Below are 21099 nucleotides of genomic sequence, written 5' to 3' on the forward strand. Positions count from 1 at the left end.
GCATTTTAACGGCCTATGCGCCAAGTGCGGCATAGGCTTTGCGCAGCATGGCTTCGGTATCTGCCCAGCCCACGCAAGAGTCGGTTACCGAGCAGCCGTAACGTAATTGGCTGAGGTCGGCCGGGATGGACTGATTACCCGGCTCGATAAAGCTTTCGATCATGACCCCGGTAATGGAACGGTTGCCACGTTGCCGTTGGTGGACGACGTCAGTCAGCACGGCGGCTTGTAGTTCTTGTTTCTTCCAGGAGTTGGCATGGGCGCAATCGACGACAATACGGGCTTTTTGCCCTGCCTTTTGCAAGGCTTGTTCTGCCAGGGTGACGCTGACCGAATCATAGTTGGGCCGCCCACCGCCCCCTCGCAGCACCAGGTGGGCATAGCGGTTGCCGGGTGTACGAAGGACGGCAGCACGCCCGGTTGGATCGATGCCGAGGAATGCTTGTGAGCGGCCGGCAGCAATGATGGCGTTGACGGCGGTGTCGACATTGCCATCGGTACCATTCTTGAAGCCGACCGGCATGGCGAGGCCAGAGGACATTTCGCGATGGGTTTGTGATTCGGTAGTACGTGCGCCGATGGCGGTCCAACTGACCAATTCGCTCAGATAGTGGGGCGATAAAGGGTCGAGCGCCTCGGTGGCGGCGGGTAGCCCCAGTTCATTGACGTCAAGCAGGAAGCGGCGCGCGCGCGCCATGCCTTCGGCAATCTGGCACGAGCCGTCCATATGAGGGTCGTTGATCAAGCCTTTCCAGCCGATGCTGGTGCGTGGTTTTTCAAAATAGACACGCATCACGAGGTAGAGTCGGCTTGCCAACTCGTCTGCCAGCGCTTTCAATCTTCTAGCGTAATCCAGACCTGCAACCGTGTCGTGAATCGAGCATGGGCCTACGATGACGGCAAGCCGCGGATCATGGCCATCGAGAATATTGCTCAGCGCGTGGCGACCGCTCAACACGGTGGTCAGTGCGCGATCGGTCAGGGGTAGGCTCGACCGAACCTCATCGGGTGAGGGCATGGGTTCGATATGGACAAGCTGGGACGACAGAAGCTCGCCGTCATTGGGTAGATCTCGTTTCATTGCTTTTCCCTCGCTTGGGCGGGGTCCTCTACTCGTCAGATTTATCTGGCTAGCGTCAAACAGACATCACGTTTGGTTCGGCATGGCCCAACAGGGATGGGTGTTGAAGTGGCCTGGATCGTCAAATAAGAAACGGTTGATATTTGTTCTGTAATGGTCAGCGTGACACTGGCAATTGCTTAGGTTGCCCGGCAGTGTTCAGATACAAACATCGTTTGCTCAACATCGTGGATGAAAGATGGCAGGCTTTTGTTTCAATTGAATAAATGCGGGTGTTTGGCTGCTGAATATCAGCTTGTAGGTGGGTCTTCCTTGCCATATTGCATCGCATCATGCCAATAAACTTAAATGAGAGTCAATATCATTTAAATTTGCAAACGGTTCGCATTTGGTTTTAGCATGGGCCCGATTTCACCGCGGCCATGGTCCGTTTACGGCGGGTCGATTGCAGGCCTGACGCCTTATTTGGGCGTGAAGGCTCAACCATGCTTGAGGAAAACCAGGATGAACGACAGGATTCGAGAACTTGGCATTGCCCTGCGGGCCAATGATTTGCTTAGCCAATATCAGTCGAGTGCCACCTTGTTTGCTTCTCGGCGGCAGACATTATTGGCAGATGGGGTGCGGGCTGAACTATCGGTTTGCGCCGACAACCATTTGGTGGAAGCAGCGACAACTCTATTGAGTCAAGCCAGACGTGACGGCGTGCGTGAGCCACGGTTGCTGGGTGCGGTGCCTTTTCGTTCCGATGCGTCAGCACGACTTATCCTGCCTGCGCGTTGCTTGGTTGGTCAAGGTGTCGACGACACGATTTCACCGATAGCAGCGCCGATGACACAGTGCGTTGGTAAAACGCAGATGATGCCGCCGCTCGGCAGCTATCAGCACAACGTTGCCCGCGCCTTGGGCAGTATTGCTGCACAAGACTTCGAGAAGGTGGTCTTGTCTCGCGCTTTGGCGCTGCAAGCCAAGGTGGATATACCGAGTCTGTTGCGACGGTTGGTGAGCCGTAATGCCCACGGCTACACATTTGCAGTGAATCTGGATCAGCATCGCTACTTGGTGGGTGCAAGTCCAGAACTCCTGCTCTCGCGCTACGGCCGCGAGGTCATATCACAGCCGCTGGCGGGTTCTATTCCCCGATCTGCCGATCCGATTGAGGATGCAAAACGCGCCGAAGGCCTGCTGCATTCGGCCAAGGACAGGCATGAACACGCTTTGGTTGTGGATGCGGTAGCGGATTCGTTACGACCCTATTGCGAAAATCTACACGTCCCTGCTGCGCCTTCACTGCATGCAACACCCACCATGTGGCACCTTGGCACCAAGGTATGTGGTGATTTGATCGACCCTACCCATAGCTCATTGGCCTTGGCACTCGCGTTGCATCCTACACCGGCCGTATGTGGTTTCCCCACCAATGCCGCCCGTGACTTCATCGCCGCCGTTGAAGGTTTTGACCGTGGTTATTTCGCCGGTCTGGTCGGCTGGTGTGATGCGGAAGGCGATGGCGAATGGGCAGTGACCATTCGCTGTGCCGAAATCGGTGTTGATAGCGCCACGCTTTATGCCGGTGCGGGCATTGTCGCTGGCTCCGAGCCCGAACTTGAGTTCGCCGAGACCAGCGCCAAATTACGTACCATGCTGCTGGCGATGGGCCTGGAAGCGGCATTGGAGGCATGATGAAACAGGATGTATTACCAGGCTGCGTTGCGTGGCCGGAAGAAGTGGCAGCCCGTTATCGTGCGCTTGGTTATTGGCGAGGGCTGACGCTGGGTGATTTGTTATCTGACAGCGCCCAGCAATGGCCTGATCGGATCGCCCTGGTTTGTGGCGAGCGGCGTTGGTGCTATGCCGATTTGGACCAGCGTGTTGACAAAGTGGCAGCTGGCCTGCGATCGATTGGTATTCGCGCTCAAGACCGCGTCGTGGTGCAACTGCCGAATGTGGCGGAGTTTTTCGTCGCCATCTTTGCCTTATTTCGTATTGGCGCGCTACCGGTCTTTGCGCTGCCCGCACACCGGCGCGCCGAGATCAGTCATTTTTGCACCCATACCGATGCAGTGGCGTATCTGATTGCTGATGCAGATGGTGGTTTTGATTACCGCCAGCTTGCGTGTGAAGTGTTGCCATTGGCACCCAGCTTGCGCCACGTGATTGTGGTGGGGGAGGCAGCCGAATTCGTGGCGTTCGACAGTCTGTACCGTGAAGTGAGTGGGATGGAAGATCCTGTCGGGCCAAGCGCAGCGGACATTGCCTTCTTGCAGCTTTCTGGTGGCAGCACTGGCTTACCCAAATTGATTCCCCGCACACACGACGACTATTTCTACAGTGTGCGCGCCAGTGCTGAAATTTGCGGTCTTACCCCGGAGAGTATTTATCTCTGTGCGTTGCCGGTTGCGCATAACTTCCCATTGAGTTCCCCTGGCAGCATGGGTGTGTTCTATGCCGGCGGTTGTGTGGTGCTCAGCCGCAGCCCCGCGCCGGATGCCGCTTTCCCATTGATTGCCCGTGAGGGTGTCACCCATACCGCGCTGGTGCCGCCCTTGGCGATGATTTGGTTGGATGCTGCCAAGCAGAACCGGCCGGCGCTAGCCAGCCTGCAATGGTTGCAAGTGGGAGGAGCCAAGTTCAGCGAGGAAGCGGCACGCCGGGTTGAGCCAGAGCTGGGTTGCCAGTTGCAGCAGGTGTTCGGCATGGCCGAAGGGCTGGTCAACTACACCCGTGCCGACGACCCGATTGAATTGGTTTTGACTACGCAGGGCTGCCCGATTTCGGTTGACGATGAAGTCCGCGTGGTGGACGACGAAGACCACGATTTGCCGGATGGCGAAGTGGGCCACCTGTTGACCCGCGGCCCGTACACCATTCGCGGCTATTACCGTGCCGAGCAGCATAACGAACGCGCTTTCACGCCCGATGGCTTTTACCGTACGGGTGATTTGGTACGCAGGTTGCCCAGCGGGCACTTGGTAGTTGAAGGGCGTGCCAAGGACCAGATCAACCGTGGTGGCGAAAAAGTGGCGGCAGAAGAAGTTGAAAACCACCTGCTGGCTCACCCGCAGGTACACGACGCGGCCTTGGTTTCCATGCCGGATGCTTACCTGGGCGAGAAAAGCTGCGCCTTCATCATTGCCCGGCCTGGTGCTGCATTGCGCATGGTCGAGCTGGCCGGTTTTTTGCGCCTGCGCGGCCTTGCCCAGTACAAGATTCCCGACCGTTTCGAGTTTGTCGATCAATTTCCCAAGACCGGCGTAGGCAAGGTGGATAAACGCACCTTGCGCGAGCGTATTGCCTGCGCCCTGGCTGAATCAGCCGAATAGCGCGTGAACGACCCTTATTTTCAAACTGATGCTCCCATGACTATCCCCAGAATCGCTTCATATCCCATGCCTGCCAACTTGCCCCAGAACCGGGTCAACTGGCTGCCCGAGCCCAAGCGCGCTGTGCTGCTGATACACGATATGCAGGAGTACTTTCTCGATTTCTTCGATCCGAAAGCCGAGCCGGTCCCGACGTTGATCGCCAATATCCGGCAGCTGCGCGATGCGTGTGATGCAATGAGTATTCCCGTGGTGTATACCGCCCAACCGGGTGAACAGTCGCCCGAGCAGCGGGGCTTGTTGCAGGAGTGGTGGGGCCCCGGCATTACCGCCCAGCCTGAACGTGTGCCCGTGGTGGAAGCCCTCGCGCCGCGTGCAAACGACACGGTGCTGACCAAATGGCGCTACAGCGCCTTCGTACGTAGCGATTTGGAATCGCGGATGGCAGCCCTGGGGCGTGACCAGCTGATGATCTGCGGCATCTATGCGCACATCGGCTGCATGGTGACAGCGAGCGACGCTTTCATGCGCGATATTCGCCCGATTTATGTGGGCGATGCCGTAGCTGACTTTTCGCCTGAACAACACGCCATGGCGTTGGATTACGTCTCGCAGCGTTGCGGTATGGTGGTGAGCACGCAGCAGGCTATTGCCGCGCTAAAGCCTGCCAACCCCTTGCCTCAGAGCCTGGCAGCGCTGCGCGCCGAAGTAGCCAAGCTGCTGCAGATGCCAGCTTCCGACTTGTTGTTTGATGACAACCTCTTGTATGCCGGCCTCGATTCAATCCGCCTGATGAGCCTGGTGGAACGTTGGCGTGCTGCCGGTGCAGATATCAGTTTCGCCCAGCTGGGTGAGCAGCCCACGCTGACGAATTGGTGGGGACTACTGAGCGCACAAGGACAACGCTGACATGGGTGCTGCCGAACAAGCCCTGGCTTTGCCGCTGACCGAAGCGCAATACGGTATTTGGCTCGGTCAGCAGCTCGACCTCGCCAATCCCTCGTATTGGACCGCGGAAGCAGTGGAACTGCGTGGCGAGCTGAACGAGGTGGTGCTGGAGCAGGCGCTACGTGAGGTACTCGCAGCGTGCGATACCTTGCATATGCGTTTCGGCAGCGATCTGGAAACGGTTTGGCAGACGCCGACCACGTTGGAAGATTGGGTGCTCGATCGCATCGATTTTTCCGCCGAGTCATCTGCGCTTGATGCTGCGCAAGCCTGGATGCAGGCTGCCATTGCCCGCCCGACCAGTCTGGCGGAGGGACCACTCTTCCAGTGCAAACTGCTGCTGCTTGGGCCTGAGCATTACATCTGGTTCCTGGCTGTCCATCATGTTGCATTGGACGGATATGGTTATGCGCTGTTAGCACAGGCTGCAGCGGCGCGTTATACCTCGCTACTGGCAGGGCAGACCAGTGCACCACGCGATTGGTCGCTACTGTCGGTGGTGAATGAAGATGCAGCGTACGAAGCCTCACCTGCTCGCCAACGCGATCAGGCATTTTGGTCGGCAAAGCTTACCGATGCGCCTGAACCTGCGTTGCTGGCTATGCCGAAGCCGGTTGCTCGTGGGGTACAACGTCTGCGCGGCCAGCTGACGCCCGATACTTTCGGTGCATGGCAGCAGGCAGCGGCTAACCTTTCTGTGGACTGGGCAGCCTGGGTGGTCGCAGGTATTGCAACATGGCTGTATCGCCAGACAGGCAGTAATGATTTGACGCTGGGGCTGCCAGTGATGAATCGGTTGGGTTCGGTAACGTTGAACCGGCCGTGTATGGCCATGAATATCGTGCCGTTGCGTATTGTCATCAACCCGCAAGCCGGCTTTGCCGATCTCGTACGTGAAGCCGCCAAGGCCATGCGTGAGATCCGACCACATCAGCGCTATCGCTATGAACACCTGCGGCGTGATCTTGGCCGCGTGGGTGGCAATAAACGCCTGTTCGGCACAGTAATCAACCTCATGCCGTTTGAACGGCCGTTGGACTTTGGCGGTTTGGCATTGAGCACGCTGCCGATTTCTGCAGGGCCGGTTGAGGACCTGTCGATTTCCATCGCGCCTCGTGCTGATGGCTTGCGGCTCGACTTCGACGCAAATCCCGATGCTTATTCCGCAACATGGCTTGAAACCTGCCATGCCAGTTTGGTGGATACGCTTGATAGCGTACTGAAGGCATCTACTACGCCGCTGGTCGAACTGTTTGGGCAGGGCCTGAGCCAAGTACCGGGTTCACCCAATACATTGTTCCCTGCGGTGACGAGCGATACGCACGCCATTCTTTATGGCGAAGCATTGCCCGAGAATGATGTTTCGCTGCTCCAGGCGTTTGCAAGTCAGGCTGCGATGCATCCAGACCATGCTGCTTTGGAGCAAGACGGTCAGGTGCTGAGCTATGGCGAACTGCTGCTCCAAGTCCAAGCATTGGCTGGCAAGCTGGCAGAGCAGGGCGTGGGTGCGGATACCCGTGTTGCCCTGCTGTTGCCACGCCAGCCAAGCACAATCGTCGCAATCCTGGCGGTATTGTGGGCCGGTGGTGGTTATCTGCCGCTGGATTTGGCCAGCCCGCCCGGCCGTATCGCGGAACTGTTGGTTGATGCAAAGCCGGTACTGCTGATCACCCAGACGCAATATGCCGCGTTGGCAGGCGATACGCCGGTACTGTGCCTGGATGATGCTGGAGAGAGCCATGCTGCGCCTCTGTTGGAAGCGGTTGCAGTGCCTGCAGATGCGCTGGCCTATGTGATCTACACATCCGGTTCCACAGGTCGGCCTAAGGGGGTGCTGCTGGGCCGTAATGCCTTGGACCATTTCCTGGCCGGTGCGAGCATCCGCTACCAGATGCGCGCCAACGACCGGGTATTGCAGTTTGCACCGTTCCATTTCGACGCCAGTGTCGAAGAGATTTTCCTGCCGCTTACCCATGGTGCAACCCTGGTATTGCGTACCGAGGCGATGCTGGAATCCTTGCCCCGCTTTTTGGCGGCTTGCGCACGCCAGCGTATTTCGGTGCTCGATCTGCCCACAGCATTCTGGCACGAGTTGGCGCATTGCCTGGACCATGGCGAAGAGCAGCTGCCAGACAGCCTGCGCCTTGGCATCATCGGTGGTGAAGCCGCCTTGGCGGAGCGTGTGGCGCGTTGGCGCGCCCTGGCGCCGAGCCATGTGGTGTTGCTCAATACGTACGGGCCAACTGAGGCAACTGTGATCTGTACAACCGCCGAATTGGCGGGCCCAAATGCGTTGACTTGGTTGGGCGACGCGGTACCTATCGGCCGGCCCTTGCCCGGTGTGGGTATCGCGGTGGTGGATGAGGCATTGCGCCCGCTGCCATTGGGCGAGAGCGGTGAGCTGTGCCTATTGGGTGGTGGCTTGGCACGCAGCTATTACCAATGCGAAGCAGAAAATGCCCAGCGTTTTGTGCCAATGACTGCGCTGGAAGGTAACCCGCGTGCCTACCGTACGGGCGATCAGGTTCGTCTGGCGGCAGATGGGCAGATTTACTATCTCGGCCGGCTCGATGATGAATTCAAGCTCAGCGGTTACCGCATCTCGCCTGCCGAGGTAGAAAGCGCGTTGCTGGCCTGCCCTGGTGTAGTCGAGGCCGCAGTACTGGGCCAGACCTTGGCTGGCGGCATCAAGCAGCTGGTCGCCTTTGTGGTGGCCAATGCAGAGCTGCAGGATGTTGCCGATCTACGTAGCCAGCTGTTGCAACGCTTACCAGCCCCCGCCGTGCCCGGCGTCTACAACCTGCTCGAACGCCTGCCGCGTAACGCCAATGGCAAGATCGACCGTAAGGCATTGGCGGGTGTGGCGCAAAAGCGTGACCCAGCCGCCCCGATGGCGCTGACACCGATGGAAACCGTGGTGGCCGATGTATGGCGTGAAGTGCTGGGCGTTGATGGTCTGCGGCCTGACGATGACTTCTTCAGCCTGGGCGGCAAATCGTTGCAGGCCATACAGGTTGCTAACCGTTTGCAGCTGGTATTGCGCAGGGAAGTCGCGGTGTCGATGCTGTTCAGCCACCCCACTTTGGCGGCATTGGCATTGGCGTTGGATGCCATTGAGGCAATCGGCCATCAGCCTCCTGGCGATGGCAATGAGTTTGCGCATCTTCTGACTATCCAGTCTGGCCATGGGCTGGCTTTGTTCTGTATTCACCCTGCCGAAGGTTTGTCCTGGTGCTACTTCGGTTTGGCGCGGCAGCTTCCTGGTGTACCGCTCTATGGGTTGCAAGCCAGGGGGTTGAGCGGTGACTTGCCTCAGTCATTCGAGGCCCTCGTGACTGACTATGTTGCAACACTGCGTGCGGCTCAGCCGCTGGGGCCGTACCGTCTGCTAGGTTGGTCAGCCGGTGGAGCGATTGCCCAGGCCATGGCGGCGCAATTGGAGGCAATGGGTGAAGCAGTGAGCCTGCTGGCCTTGATGGATGCTTTTCCCAGCGAGTGTTGGCAGGGTAAGGCAGCGCCCACCGAACGTGAGGCGCTGGTGGCGCTGTTGGATGTGGGCGGTGACAAGTCGGTCGATGACAATGGTGCGCCGCTCTCTATTGAAGCCATCCTTGCTTTACTATGCCAACCCGGCAGGCCCTTGGCAGGCTTTGATTCGTCCCGCATCGCCAATTTGAGCGCAGTGACCTTACTCACCATGCAGTTGTTCCGTACCTCCCGTACTCAGCGATTTGAAGGCGATCTACTGCTGTTCGTGGCTAAGCAAAAACCTGCTGAGTCCCCGCAACCCGCTGACTGGAAGCCATGGATAGGCGGTGTGATCGACAGTGTTGAAGTGGATTCCACGCATTCTTCGATGTCACAACCCGCACCGTTGGAACACATTGGCCGGGTATTGGCGGAAAGGCTTTTGCCGAAGTTGGTCGATTGAATTAATAGACCTTGCGCCATGAGGGTGGTGCAGGGTTGATATCTGCGCAGTGCTTTGTTGCTTTGCCCCGTATGAGAGTGGCCGACAGCAGGTACTGAGAACTTGTTCAAGATCTGTCTTGAGCAGTCGTCAGCAGGGTGCAGAGCAGCGCAGAAACCGGAATGTACTTTTGTACATGAGGCTGCGAACTTCTTGGTGCGTAAGCACCGTAGCAGTTCGGCGTCCCCCTTGCGGGGGCTTTCGAGCAGCACATAAGCCCTGATCACGGCTGCGCAGTAAGATCGTGAACAGGTTCTGAGCAGTTTTGTGACGTAGCAAGAGACTACATACAAGAAATAGGAATCGTCATGAGCAAACCACGTACCCCGCCGCGCCTTTTGCGCGTGCGGCGTATCACACAGCTGGCGCCGCAATTGCGCCGGGTCACCTTGGTGGGCACAGCATTGGCCGGTTTCCCCGAGGGTGAGGAAGGCAGCCATATCAAGCTCATGCTCGCCCGCGAAGGGCAAGTCGAGCCAGTGTTGCCGACGTTGGGGCCCGATGGCCCCATCTGGCCACCCGCCGACCAGCGTCCGATTTCGCGTACTTATACCGTAGCGCGTTACGACGCCGCGGCAGGGGAGCTGGACGTGGATTTTGTGCTGCATGGCGATGATGGCCCGGCTTCGCGCTGGGCACTGCATGCCAAAGCGGGCGATGCCATTGGTGTGGCGGGCCCTGCTGGGCCGGATCGTCATCAGCGCAATGCCGATTTCTACTTGCTGGTGGGCGACCCGAGCTCGCTGGCGGCGTTGTCTGCTGTGTTGAATGCCTTGCCGGCTGATGCACGTGGGTATGCCCTGGTTGAAGTGCCAAATCGTGACGAGATCATGCCGTTGCCGCACCCTGTGGGCGTCGAGTTGCAATGGCTGTCGCGCGATGGTGCCGCGGCGGGCGCGAGTACGCGCTTGCTCGACGCGGTACGCAACCTTGCATGGCCTACCGGCAGGGTGTCGGTGACGTTGGCGGGTGAGAGTACACAGGTGGTAGCGATTCGCGACTGGCTGTTGCACGAGCGCAAACTGCCGCGTGACATGCTCTATGCCGTGCCGTACTGGAAAGACACGTATACCGAAGAGGCTTACCACGCCGAGCGCCACCGCATCATGGATGAACTGGAAGAGGTGGCGAAATGAAAATGCTGACGCAATTACGTACTGCGCTGCTGGTGCTTTGCTCGGCCGCTGCCCTGGCAGGCATGCATATGGTGAACGATGCCCAGGGCCGTGCTGTTGCCGTGCCCGATGCGCCACGCCGTATCGTGGCGTTGTCGGAGCTTGATCTGGATGCCGTACTGGCGCTGGGTATCAAGCCTGTTGGCGCCACCTTGGGGCGTGGGCAGGGCACTATGCCGCGTTATCTCGGTACCGCTGCAACGGGCATCACGCCGGTTGGCCAGTTTGCCAGCCCGGTGCTCGATAAGGTATTGGCGCTCAAGCCCGACTTGATCCTGGCTGGTGGTATGCCCGATGCGGAAATGCTGGCGCTGCTGGGTAAGGTCGCGCCTACCGTGGTGAGCTATAAGCTGGGCGAAGATTGGCAGACTGCACTGCGCCGTATTGCGGATATGACCGGGCGTACCAACGAGGCACAAACCGTCTTGTCGGGCTATCAGCAGAAAACCAGTGCACTACGCGGCCGCCTGGGGCCTGCCGCTGGCGCACGTGTCAGCGTGGTGCGTTGGAACCCGCAAGGCCCGGCGTATATGTTGCGCGATGCTTTCTCCAGCAAGGTGCTGGCGGATATCGGCCTGCAACGCCCGGCAGGGCAGGACCAGGCCGGCATCGCCCACTCGCCCCCTTTGAGCATGGAATCGCTGCAACGTATCGATGGCGATTGGCTGTTTGTGGGCACACTGGCGGCAGATGGCCAAGCCAGCGAGGCGATGTCTGCCGCACGCCACAGTTCAGCCTTCCGGCAGTTGGCAGCGGTGCGCAATGGCCGCATGGTGGCGGTGGATGGTTCGCTTTGGACCAGTCTGGGCGGCCCACTGGCAGCACATGCCATGCTGACGGAAGTTGAGAAGGTAATGACCAGCCCATCGGCCCCCAAGCCCGCTGTGCCCAAACCATAGGTCGCAGCATGCATGTTCACTTCACAGGTAGACCGCCAAGTGCGCTCTACCTTGCTTTGCTTATACTGCCCGCGTTGGCAGTATCGTCGCTTCTGCTGGGGGCGGGTCCAATCGGGCCCGCAGAAAGCCTGAAGCTTTTGTTGGGTCAGGCTGATGCGCAATCGGTGTCTGCTTTGCCTGTCCTGCTCGATTTACGGTTGCCGCGCACCTTGGCGGCCTTATTGGTTGGCAGTGCGTTGGGGGTAGCCGGGGGCTTGTTGCAAGCGGTTACCCGCAACCCCCTGGCAGAGCCCGGCTTGCTCGGTGTCAATGCAGGCGCTGCGCTGGGTGTGGTGCTGGGGATTACCTATGCCGGCGCACAGAGTGGCCCAGCGTATCTGCTTTGGGCGGGCATGGGCGCGATGGCAGGCAATGCTTGCGTGTTGGCGGCAGCTCATTGGCGGCCTGCACCACATGCACCGTTGCGGTTGGTACTGGCCGGTGTGGCGTTGGGCGCAAGCTTTCAGGGACTGACGGCGACGTTGTTGCTGGGCCAGCCGGCAGCTTACGAGCAATATCGTTTCTGGGAACTGGGTTCCCTGGCGGGCGTTACGCTTGCGCTGTGTGCGTGGGCTGCGCTGCCCATCGTATCCGGTTTGGTTGGCGCGCTGATTTTGGCGCGTCCCTTGTCGGCGTTGCTGCTGGGAGATGATTTGGCGCGCAGCCTGGGCCATCGGCCAGTCGTCTTGCGGTTGGCTGTTGCTGTGACGGTAACGTTGCTTACCGGCAGCGCCGTGGCTTTGTGTGGCCCGGTCGCCTTTCTTGGTTTGCTGGCGCCTTTCCTGGCGCGGGGTTGGGTGGGTAGCGATCTTTCACTGCAACTGCCGGTCGCGGCCGGGCTGGGGGCCAGCTTGCTATTGGCCGCCGACCTATGCGCTCGGTTGGTCGCCCAACCGTTTGAAACGCCGCTGAGTGCGCTGACAGCTTTGTTGGGCGCACCGCTGCTGGTATGGCTGGCACGCCGTGATTTGGCAACCAGTGGGGTGAAATCATGAGTGCGCCAGATAGGTCATCCATCCTGCTTGAGCCGGGTTTGGTGCCCGTACGCCTGGGACGCGTGTCTTTCTTGTTTGCGCGGCGTGCGCTGCTGGCAGATGGCTTGCTGGCGATGGCTGTCTTGCTCGCCATGATGTTTGCGTTGCAAGCCGGTTCGACTTGGATCAGCCCACGGGAATTGCTGGCTTTGGTGTCCGGCAAGGGCGATGGCGCTGTGCAGTTGCTTGTTTATGAGTTCCGGTTGCCACGCGCGGTAGTCGGCTTGCTGGCGGGCGCGGCGCTTGGGTTGGCAGGCTGCTTGTTGCAAGCGCTGACGCGCAACCGATTGGCGACGCCCGATCTGCTCGGCTTGGCCGATGGGGCTACCTTGGCCATGCTGTTGGCGTTGATCGCGGGCAGCACCGGCATGCTTGGGCCTTGGTGGGTTGGGCCGCTTGGTGCATTGGCTGCGGTATGCCTGCTGCTGTTGCTGGCAGGCCGTATGGGCACGCAGGGCCAGCGCTTGTTGATTGTGGGCTTGGCGCTGGGTGCGCTGTTGCGCGCGGGGCTGGAGTTGGCAATGTCCCGGCAGGAACTGCTCCACGCCAGTGCTTTGTATAGCTGGAGCCTGGGCAGCCTGAACGGGCGTGGCTATACCGCCGCTTTGCCGCTGGCTGTGGGGTTGGTCGTATTGCTGCCGATTACTTTGTTCAGCCATCGCCGGTTGGTGCTATTGCGTTTTGAGTCGGATCTCGCGTCCAGCCTGGGTTTGTCGTTGCGGATGTGCCAGTGGCAGGCATTACTCACGGCGGTGGCGCTGGCCGGTTTGGCAATTGGTTTATGTGGGCCCATCGCTTTTGTCGCACTCGCAGCCCCTTTGCTGGCAGAAAAACTTAGCGGTGGTGGTCGATTAGCCTTACTGGGCAGCGCCCTTGCCGGATCGATGCTGGTGGTGCTGGCCGATACCGTAGCACGCATCCTGGTGCCGGATACCGACCTGCCTGTAGGTGTTGTTTGTAAATTACTTGGCGGCCCCTGTTTGTTATGGCTGTTGTTCGCCGAGCACGAGAGGAGGCATCCATGAACATGCCGGGAAATACGGAAGTCCTGAGACCCCATCTCAGTGTTGAGAAGCTGGTCGCTACGCACGGCACGCGTGAAGTGCTGCATGGGGTGGATGTCACGGTGTATCCAGGGGAACTATTGGCGATTGTTGGCCCCAATGGTTGCGGTAAATCAACGCTGCTGCGTTGTATGGCGCGCTTGCATCAACCCAGCGCGGGCAAGGTCCTGCTTGATGGGCTGGATATGTCCCGCTTGCGTGCCCGTGAGGTGGCTAAGCAACTGGCCTTGCTGCCACAAAGCCCGATTGCGCCGGAAGGCATCAGCGTTGCAGGTCTGGTGCGCCATGGCCGTCATCCGCACCAGGGTTTGTTCAGCCAATGGTCGAGCGAGGACGAACGCGCTGTTCGTCATGCGCTGGCTGCGACTGAAGTCAGCGCACTTGCCGAAAGACGGCTCGACGAATTGTCGGGCGGGCAACGGCAACGTTGCTGGCTGGCGATGGCCTTGGCGCAGGAGACCCCCATTCTGCTGCTGGATGAACCGACCTCGATGCTTGACCTTGGCCACCAGCTGGAAGTGCTGGGCCAGCTCAAGCGTTTGGCCGCATTGGGGCGCAGTGTGGTCCTGGTTTTGCACGATTTGGCGGCAGCTGCGCGTTACGCCGACCGTCTGCTGGCGCTGCGTGATGGACGCGTAGTAGCCAATGGTGCACCACGTACGGTAGTAACGCCTGATCTGATCCGGCAGCTCTATGGTGTCGATGCCGACGTGCTGCAGGCACCCGGTGATGGCGCGCCAGTGGTGGTACCCAAGGTGGGGTCACGTACGCCAGCGGAAGTTGAATTCACCCACCTATAGAACGGGAGTTTTGCATGGAATTTGCAGGCAAAGTGGCGCTGGTCAGTGGCGCGGCGCAAGGTATTGGCGCAGCAGTTGCTCATATGCTGGCTGCAGGTGGTGCAACGGTTGCATTGCTTGACCGTGACGCGGCGGGGTTGACGCATCAGGTCACCGAATTGCAGCGTAGTGGGCGTAAAAAAGCCCTGGCCCTTCCCGCCGACCTGCGGGATGGCATGGCCATCAACGCCGCAGTGGTGCGGTGCGAACTGGAGTTGGGCGCGATTGACATCCTGGTCAATGTCGCCGGCATCTTGCGGCCCGGTAGCATCCTGGGGATGAGCGATACCGATTGGGCCGATACCTTTGCCGTCAATACAACTGGCCCCTTCCAGCTTTGTCGGGCAGTGGCCCAAGGCATGGTGCGACGGGGCAGAGGGGCAATCGTTACCGTGGGTTCCAATGCGGCGGCGGTGCCCAGGTTGAATATGGCGGCCTATTGCGCATCCAAGGCGGCAACCGCCCATTTCATGCGTTGCCTGGCGCTGGAGCTGGCTCCGCATGGTGTTCGTTGCAATACGGTGTCGCCGGGTTCCACGCATACCGCAATGCAGCGTCAGCTCTGGACCAGCGCGGATAGCGCCCAGAAGGTGATCGATGGCGATATGGATGCCTGGCGTTTGGGCATTCCACTGGGCCGCATCGCTGACCCTGATGACATTGCCGAAGCCGTGTGTTTTTTAGCGTCCGACCGAGCACGGCAGATCACGATGCATGACCTGCGTGTGGATGGCGGCGCTACGTTGGCAGCTTGATCACAGGCTCGCTTTGTAAAAGCGGGCCTTTGATTATCCTAAAACGTCGCGCGCCGACTTGAAGCCCCCCAAGCTCTACACCTGCTGTTTCTCGCTCTGCCTGCTGACTATTTGAGTATCTCGTACAGTGGGTTCAGCGCGCGTTCCCTTTGTTCTACGCCTGGCAGGATCAAGGTAGCAGTGGTATTCAGCATGTTTGGTACGGAGTATGCGTTCTTCAAGACCAATGATTTATCACTTGAGCTTTCCGCGATGATCCAGTCATCTCCCAGCCGTTCTGTCTGTAACGTATGGGGGGTGGGCATGGTGAGTGAAATTTTCATTTCGCCAGTACTGGTTTCATTCACATGGCTAAGATCGACGACCACATTTTGGTAGTGGGCCCACTGCGCTGAATCCAGTGTTAGCTGCATCCGGGTGCGTGGGCTTACAACTAGCTGCGTTATCCCTCTAATCAATGGAGGGAGTGTGCTGGTCTCGTTTTGCACGGAGAGGGTGTTACCCAGCAGGGACAAGCCAGGAAAGGATGTCGATTTGGCCGCGGGAACCCATGTATCGGCGAGCAGTTTTGTTCCTTGGCCAAATGCCTGCGATAAACCGGCATTGTCGAGTAATGGCTGCTTGTACAGCGTGGCCGAATTGGCGTCGTAGAGCCAAGCGTATTGCTTGCTGACATCAAGCCCCAATAGCTGCAGGGTACGCGGTAGGTTGGGATCAGCGATGACGATAATGTCTTCTTTCAACCAGACAGATAATGCGGTGTCGTCTGAGCGTTTGATGTCCAGTACCGACAGGGTATTGTCTGTTTCCGACAGCGTCTTAAGGTCTTGCCACCATGCAGGGTGATGCTTGAGCCACGATTGCGTGACAGCAGTCAGGGTGTAATTGCTTTTGGTATCAAATTGTTTCACCAACCCCTCCTGCGTGATGAGGTAAAGCTGGCCATTGACGACGGATACCTGGGGAGTGTCGTGAATGTACTCGTGCCAGACCATTGACTGGCTGCGCTTCTGGCGATACACCAGCTTTTCTTTGGCGCTATAGAAATCAAATACCTCACTACCATCCTCTGCTCTATAACCGCTATTTACCAGGGTAAGATCTATAGGCGTGAGCCTGCTTGAGGCGTTATTTTGCAGCGAGGGATTGAATATTGGTTTGATCACAGCGCCGTCTCGACTGCGTAGCCAGTAACGTTGTTGTAACGTCATTTGCGGGTCGAAATGATCAACGACAACAAATCCCTCCTGCGGCAGGTCTGCCTGTCGCGGGGTGGGTGAGTCAGTCGCAATGCTTTGCACGCCAGCAAGATAAGGGCGTAAGGCGACTGCCAGGTCTGGTACGTTGTTGGTACTTAGTTGCGCCAAAAGCGCGGTGCTGGCGCGCACCCGGACCAGTTCCAGTGTGTCTCTGATAATACGGTAAGTTGCCGCTCCCTGGTCTCCCGGCAGGTTTGCCGCCAAACAAACGACGCCCATTTCCTGCCATACGGTCAGGCTACCGGTGTTTGACGGTAAACAATAACGGGTGCGTATTTCCCCGCTATTTATGTCGACCTGGAGTACTTGGTGGGGTATAGAGAGGCGATCATAGAAGTATGCGTAGCTTCCAGACTGGGTGACCAGCACAGCATCGGGATAGCCCTTGGCGTACAGGTAGCGTCCTTTCTCTACGTCATAATAAGCGCGCGGGATAGTTGGTTGGGTCGGTTGGCCATCTGGCGTGGGGGGAACATAGTGAAGCACTTCTACATAATCGCTAGCGAACATATGCTGACGGGCCAAGGTTTGTAGTTGACTATTCAGATTTTCCCCGCGCTGTTTTAGTTGCGTTGCATCTATTACGTTGGTTATGGGCTTCTCACGCTTAATGCCTAGGTCCAACCTCACTATTTGGTCGTCTTGCTTAATGACACTGATTTGTTGGGGGGCGACGTTATCCGGAAGCGAGAGAGTGATACCGCCTATTGATAAAGTACCTGTACCAAAGACAATGTCGCGATTGGGCAGCCCACGTGCATCGAGTACCCATTTAGTGTTTGCTGGCTCGTCTGATTTGAGAGTCAGTCGGCTGCCTGGCTGTAAACCGACTACATACTGACCACTTTGAGCCTGCAATGTGTAATGCAAATGGCCGTGCATATTATTCGGCAGCATCGGCATTTGTATGTTGCGTATTTGATTGTCCAATATCAATTTTATGTCTGTTGATACGTATTCAATGAAAATCTTTTCAATGATTTGTTCCGACGGAAAGATATAGAAATCAAAATCAAAGTCGTATTTTTCCTCTAGCTTACGCAGAATGTTAAAACCGTGGTCAGCACCAGAAAATAGGTGTTTTGTCGTCGCACCAGGCAACAGGTTGTAGCGGTAATCGATGTAATACTGGGGGGTAGCTGGCAGCAAAAGCATGGTGGCCCCTGGACTGGTGCCAAGCAGGTTGCTATTCGCCGGTAATGTGGCTTCCGAGTTGATGCCAAGCCTGTTGCGAATATTCAGCGCCTGCCCACGATCATGGACACTCGTTGGCATATCGCCAGCCCAGAAGAAGTAATTGATGTACCCCGAGCCGGTGATGCCGTGGTGGGAGCGATAGAGCATCGGTGAAGAGAAGGTGGTGCGACGGTTTTTCAGGTCGAGGGTTTCGATTACGGCAAAGGGCATCGGAACCAGCAGCTGTTTGTCGGCATCGTAATGATACCCACCGCTGGTGGCGCCAGTCTGAGTGGAATAAGCCGCTTTCAACTGAGCGAAATGCTGGCCGACTTCCTCTGCATTCTGGGCGATGTCCGAGAATGTCTTGACGAGGGCCGATATGCCCACTCCCAGGCCTGCCAGAAGCACGCCGGCAGGTGTCGTGAAGGCAGCTATTCCTTCTCCCAGAAGGCTTGTTCCCATCACGGCGAGACCGGCGGAATCGAATGCGAGACGGGTGCCGAAAATAGCTTTTTGTTGTTCGCTACAAGCTTGGCTGAGTTCGTAAATATCCAGCCCAATGCTTGCCAGATGCAACCCAATACCGGTCCCTGTCAGAAATTTGCTAGCGGCGCCACCAAACGGGAAGAGTGAATTCTCAGCCCGGAGCGCACTGTTCACAAGTCGTCCGAGGCTGTTGATATCCTGAAGCGCCGCTTGCCCCATTTGCGCGGTATTCACATAGTCATGAATTCGCACAGCCAGTGCGAGATTTTGGCTCGTACTGGGGGTACGGTCGGCAGTGAGTGTTTGGTCCTGATCGTTCAGATTGGTTATCAAGGCTTGGAAAGCAAATGCAGCTGTGATCCCAATACCGTCAATCGTGACATCTTCGCTGTCGTTTGCTGCGGATATCGCTTGGTTCAGTCGGTCGATATAGCGCTTGGCCTCAATGAATCCAGGATCACTGCCGCTGTAGCGTACGATGTCGTAGGGAGGTTGGCGCCGACCGAAATCGATACTGTAGCGGCCATTGGGTTCTTCTTTTAGCGTATGTAATAGCGGGATCAATTGCCCCGGCTGGTTTTCGCTGGGAGGGATGAAATGGGTTGCCGCGCGCCGGAATACACCTGCAATTCGATCTGCCTCCTGTTTTTGCAGACTCAGCTGCACGAAATACATATCTGTGAGTCGATCCCGCGTGGTCAGCGCCGGCTGGGGAAAAATGGTATCAGTCAAGAGGACGGTTGGGTCGGTAATCGCGCTTTCCCATTGGGCCTGCCTTGGTGGCGCAACGGTTATCCCGCCTTTTCCGTCGGTCATGACAATGGTTTTATTAGAATCGTCTCCCGTTTTCCAGACAGCGTGCCCCTCCGCCATGAAGCGTAGTGTTTCGCGTCGTCCTGCGGCATTGATGCGTACCAATGTGTCACGTGCAGCGACCCCTAACCGGGCAGTGGGTGAGTGTCGGGCGATACTCAGCGCCAATTGCTTAGTAAAATTTTCACTGAGTGAGGGGAAGCCTGCTTGCGCCAGCTCTATTCCTAATAAGCTGATCTGGGAAGGGAGCCTATTGGCTGGATTAGCGCTAAACAGTTTAGTGACGAGCCTCTTGGCGCTCAGGCCTGCGAAATGGACACCGCCGCTGTCCATTTCGTTTGACTGGGTGGTATGGCCAACCAAAAAGAGGGAAGCGCCATTGGTATTAGGTAGTTCAGTATAGGGCTGGCGAGAAACGGCGTCGACTATTGGCCCGGTGAGTGAGGCGTTCCATTGCAACCAACGAACTTGATCGGCGGGATAGCGCAGATATTGGTTGTGGGCAGCATGAAAACCAATAGGGTCGCCGTCGAGCTGGATAATCACGTAGGGTTTAGGCGGTGTGCCTGTGCGTGACGCGGAGGTAGCTACGCTCTGGAGGCGGGTTAGCTGTGACGGTGAAGGTTTGCGCCATTGCTCGGCTGTGACAGCGCGATAATCGCTTATAAGTGCGCCGTGCGTGGTAAAGGTTTCATATTTCGCTAAAACCCCTCCCTGTTCATCGATCTGCTGCAATGAGAGCCAATTTTTGGGGGCGGAGTTAGCGCTTTCCCCCGTCGCCACTCCGGTACGGAATAAGATATGGCTGTTCGCTAATACATCTTTGCATTGGGTACATGCAGGTTTTGAGATGCCGAAAGTTACGCCCGCCAGGTTCTTGCCTTGCGCTTTCAGGTAGGACAGCAGTTGCATTTCTGCGTGCGGGGCGGCCGACTCTGCGAGATTGGTCGGTGCGCGTGCCATCTCTACGAAGACGACTTTGTCGAATGGCGCTTCTTCCCCGAGTTCGGTATAGAGTTGATCAAGAATAGCGACCCGATTGCCGGGTTTATCCTCTTGTATGGAAAAGCTTTGATTGTCACGTCCCGAGGGGGTCCTAACTGTATTGTCTTCATTCACGTTGCTGATGCGTGTTTTGAAATTCGCCGCGACATACAAGGTGCGGTCGATGTTAACTACCGCAACGGTGTCCATGCGAAGCTCGCTGATCTCCGACCATCCCTTTGCCATCGTGGGCCCATTCGGTAAATCTTGGGTTCCTTCGATGTAGGATTGAATCCTTAATTGCTGGTTTTGCCGTAGCTGCCAGCTTCCAACGCATGCGACAACGCGCTCTTCAAAAATCTTTTTCCTCTCCGTAATTTTTGTGTTTGAGAGCGGTTTGCCATCAGGCTGTTTATTGAGCGGACGAGCGACGCCCACCTCAATATGTTCATTGGAAAAGGCAATGGCCAAGATATAGTTGGCGATCTTGTCCTCAATACTCAGATTGCTTAGCGGCGGAGGCAATGCAGCAGCAGTTAGGCCAGAAACAGAGGTCTCTCGGCGTCGCCGCTTAGCACCTGTATTGCTGCACGGGCTGTCATGCTCGCTGTGGATATCGCAAATTTCGTCGATGAACTGGGCTTGGCTGTTGTAGATAGAAGGATTGGTCTGTGTCCCATGTCCAAGCAATAGCATGTCGCATTGCTGTAAGTTAGGGCTATCTTTGGCGATATTGGCCGAGACGTCTTCGCCAGCGGGGCCCATGGTTTTTGCCTGTAAGTCCGCGCTCAAGCGACCTTGAGTCAAACCAGAATCCAGCCCTGTAACAATTGCTGCCACTTCTACACCGTTCAAAGTAATGGCCGCTATGCCTAGCAAGCGGCTTTGGTCGGAGAATGTTTAGTAGTAGAAAGGTCTTTTCTGAATAAGTTGCTGGTCAGGTGCATTTGACAATGGCATTGCTATGAACTTGTCTAATTATCTGCTGGGTGTTGGCGATGCGGTGTTGAAAACGTCCTCGGAATGCTCATCTGCCACTTGTAAATGCCGCTTCCTCAAGGGCTGCCTTGTCTTGCCCTAGCTCGTGGGACTTTGAACAGGCTCTGGAAAAACCGACCCTGGCGAATCGGCATAGGGGCGGCTAGATTACCTGGCTGACCCCTGCCACACCACCCGGCATGCGGGTCCGCACCGGGCGGTTCGAGAAGTTGAGGTTAGGCGAGTCTTGGAACTCCCAGGCGATCGAAATAG

The 21099-nt window shown here is 57.5% G+C and carries 12 protein-coding genes; 10 read left to right on the forward strand and 2 right to left on the reverse strand.

Features of this window, described 5'->3' with window-relative positions:
- Positions 1–13 precede the first annotated feature (13 nt).
- A complete protein-coding gene (locus CSQ89_RS08715; RefSeq protein WP_099405778.1) occupies positions 14–1081 on the reverse strand; it encodes a 3-deoxy-7-phosphoheptulonate synthase in 1068 nt (355 codons plus the stop codon).
- 504 nt (positions 1082–1585) lie between these two features.
- Between CSQ89_RS08715 and CSQ89_RS08720 the strand changes: the two genes are divergently transcribed.
- The 10 genes from CSQ89_RS08720 (at position 1586) to CSQ89_RS08765 (ending at position 15127) form a co-directional block, all read left to right on the forward strand.
- Positions 1586–2764, forward strand: coding sequence for an isochorismate synthase (locus CSQ89_RS08720; protein WP_099405779.1), 1179 nt, complete (start codon positions 1586–1588; stop codon positions 2762–2764).
- On the forward strand, positions 2761–4404 hold the full coding sequence (locus CSQ89_RS08725; protein WP_199065338.1) for a (2,3-dihydroxybenzoyl)adenylate synthase: 1644 nt from the start codon (positions 2761–2763) through the stop codon (positions 4402–4404). The genes CSQ89_RS08720 and CSQ89_RS08725 overlap by 4 nt, the downstream gene beginning before the upstream one ends.
- 36 nt (positions 4405–4440) lie before the next feature.
- Positions 4441–5313: an isochorismatase gene (locus CSQ89_RS08730; protein ID WP_186293370.1), complete on the forward strand. Its 873-nt coding sequence runs from the start codon at positions 4441–4443 to the stop codon at positions 5311–5313.
- A gap of 1 nt (position 5314) precedes the next feature.
- Positions 5315–9283, forward strand: a complete 3969-nt coding sequence (locus tag CSQ89_RS08735; protein WP_099405782.1) for a non-ribosomal peptide synthetase — start codon at positions 5315–5317, stop codon at positions 9281–9283.
- Positions 9284–9630: 347 nt separating this feature from the next.
- Positions 9631–10458: a siderophore-interacting protein gene (locus CSQ89_RS08740; protein WP_099405783.1), complete on the forward strand. Its 828-nt coding sequence runs from the start codon at positions 9631–9633 to the stop codon at positions 10456–10458.
- Positions 10455–11396: an ABC transporter substrate-binding protein gene (locus tag CSQ89_RS08745; protein WP_099405784.1), complete on the forward strand. Its 942-nt coding sequence runs from the start codon at positions 10455–10457 to the stop codon at positions 11394–11396. Before CSQ89_RS08740 ends, CSQ89_RS08745 begins: the two co-directional genes overlap by 4 nt.
- 8 nt (positions 11397–11404) lie before the next feature.
- Positions 11405–12430, forward strand: coding sequence for a FecCD family ABC transporter permease (locus tag CSQ89_RS08750; RefSeq protein WP_099405785.1), 1026 nt, complete (start codon positions 11405–11407; stop codon positions 12428–12430).
- Positions 12427–13494, forward strand: a complete 1068-nt coding sequence (locus tag CSQ89_RS08755) for a FecCD family ABC transporter permease (protein WP_099405786.1) — start codon at positions 12427–12429, stop codon at positions 13492–13494. The genes CSQ89_RS08750 and CSQ89_RS08755 overlap by 4 nt, the downstream gene beginning before the upstream one ends.
- Positions 13491–14333, forward strand: coding sequence for an ABC transporter ATP-binding protein (locus CSQ89_RS08760; RefSeq protein WP_199065341.1), 843 nt, complete (start codon positions 13491–13493; stop codon positions 14331–14333). The genes CSQ89_RS08755 and CSQ89_RS08760 overlap by 4 nt, the downstream gene beginning before the upstream one ends.
- 14 nt (positions 14334–14347) lie before the next feature.
- The gene (locus CSQ89_RS08765; RefSeq protein WP_099405787.1) at positions 14348–15127 is read left to right on the forward strand and encodes a 2,3-dihydro-2,3-dihydroxybenzoate dehydrogenase; all 780 of its coding nucleotides are present in this window, start codon (positions 14348–14350) and stop codon (positions 15125–15127) included.
- Positions 15128–15234: 107 nt separating this feature from the next.
- On the opposite strand, the gene CSQ89_RS08770 is transcribed toward CSQ89_RS08765, so the two are convergent.
- The gene (locus tag CSQ89_RS08770; RefSeq protein WP_099405788.1) at positions 15235–20613 is read right to left on the reverse strand and encodes a TcdA/TcdB pore-forming domain-containing protein; all 5379 of its coding nucleotides are present in this window, start codon (positions 20611–20613) and stop codon (positions 15235–15237) included.
- Positions 20614–21099 lie beyond the last annotated feature (486 nt).

This window comes from Chitinimonas sp. BJB300 (genome assembly GCF_002735695.1).
GTDB lineage: Bacteria > Pseudomonadota > Gammaproteobacteria > Burkholderiales > Chitinimonadaceae > Chitinimonas.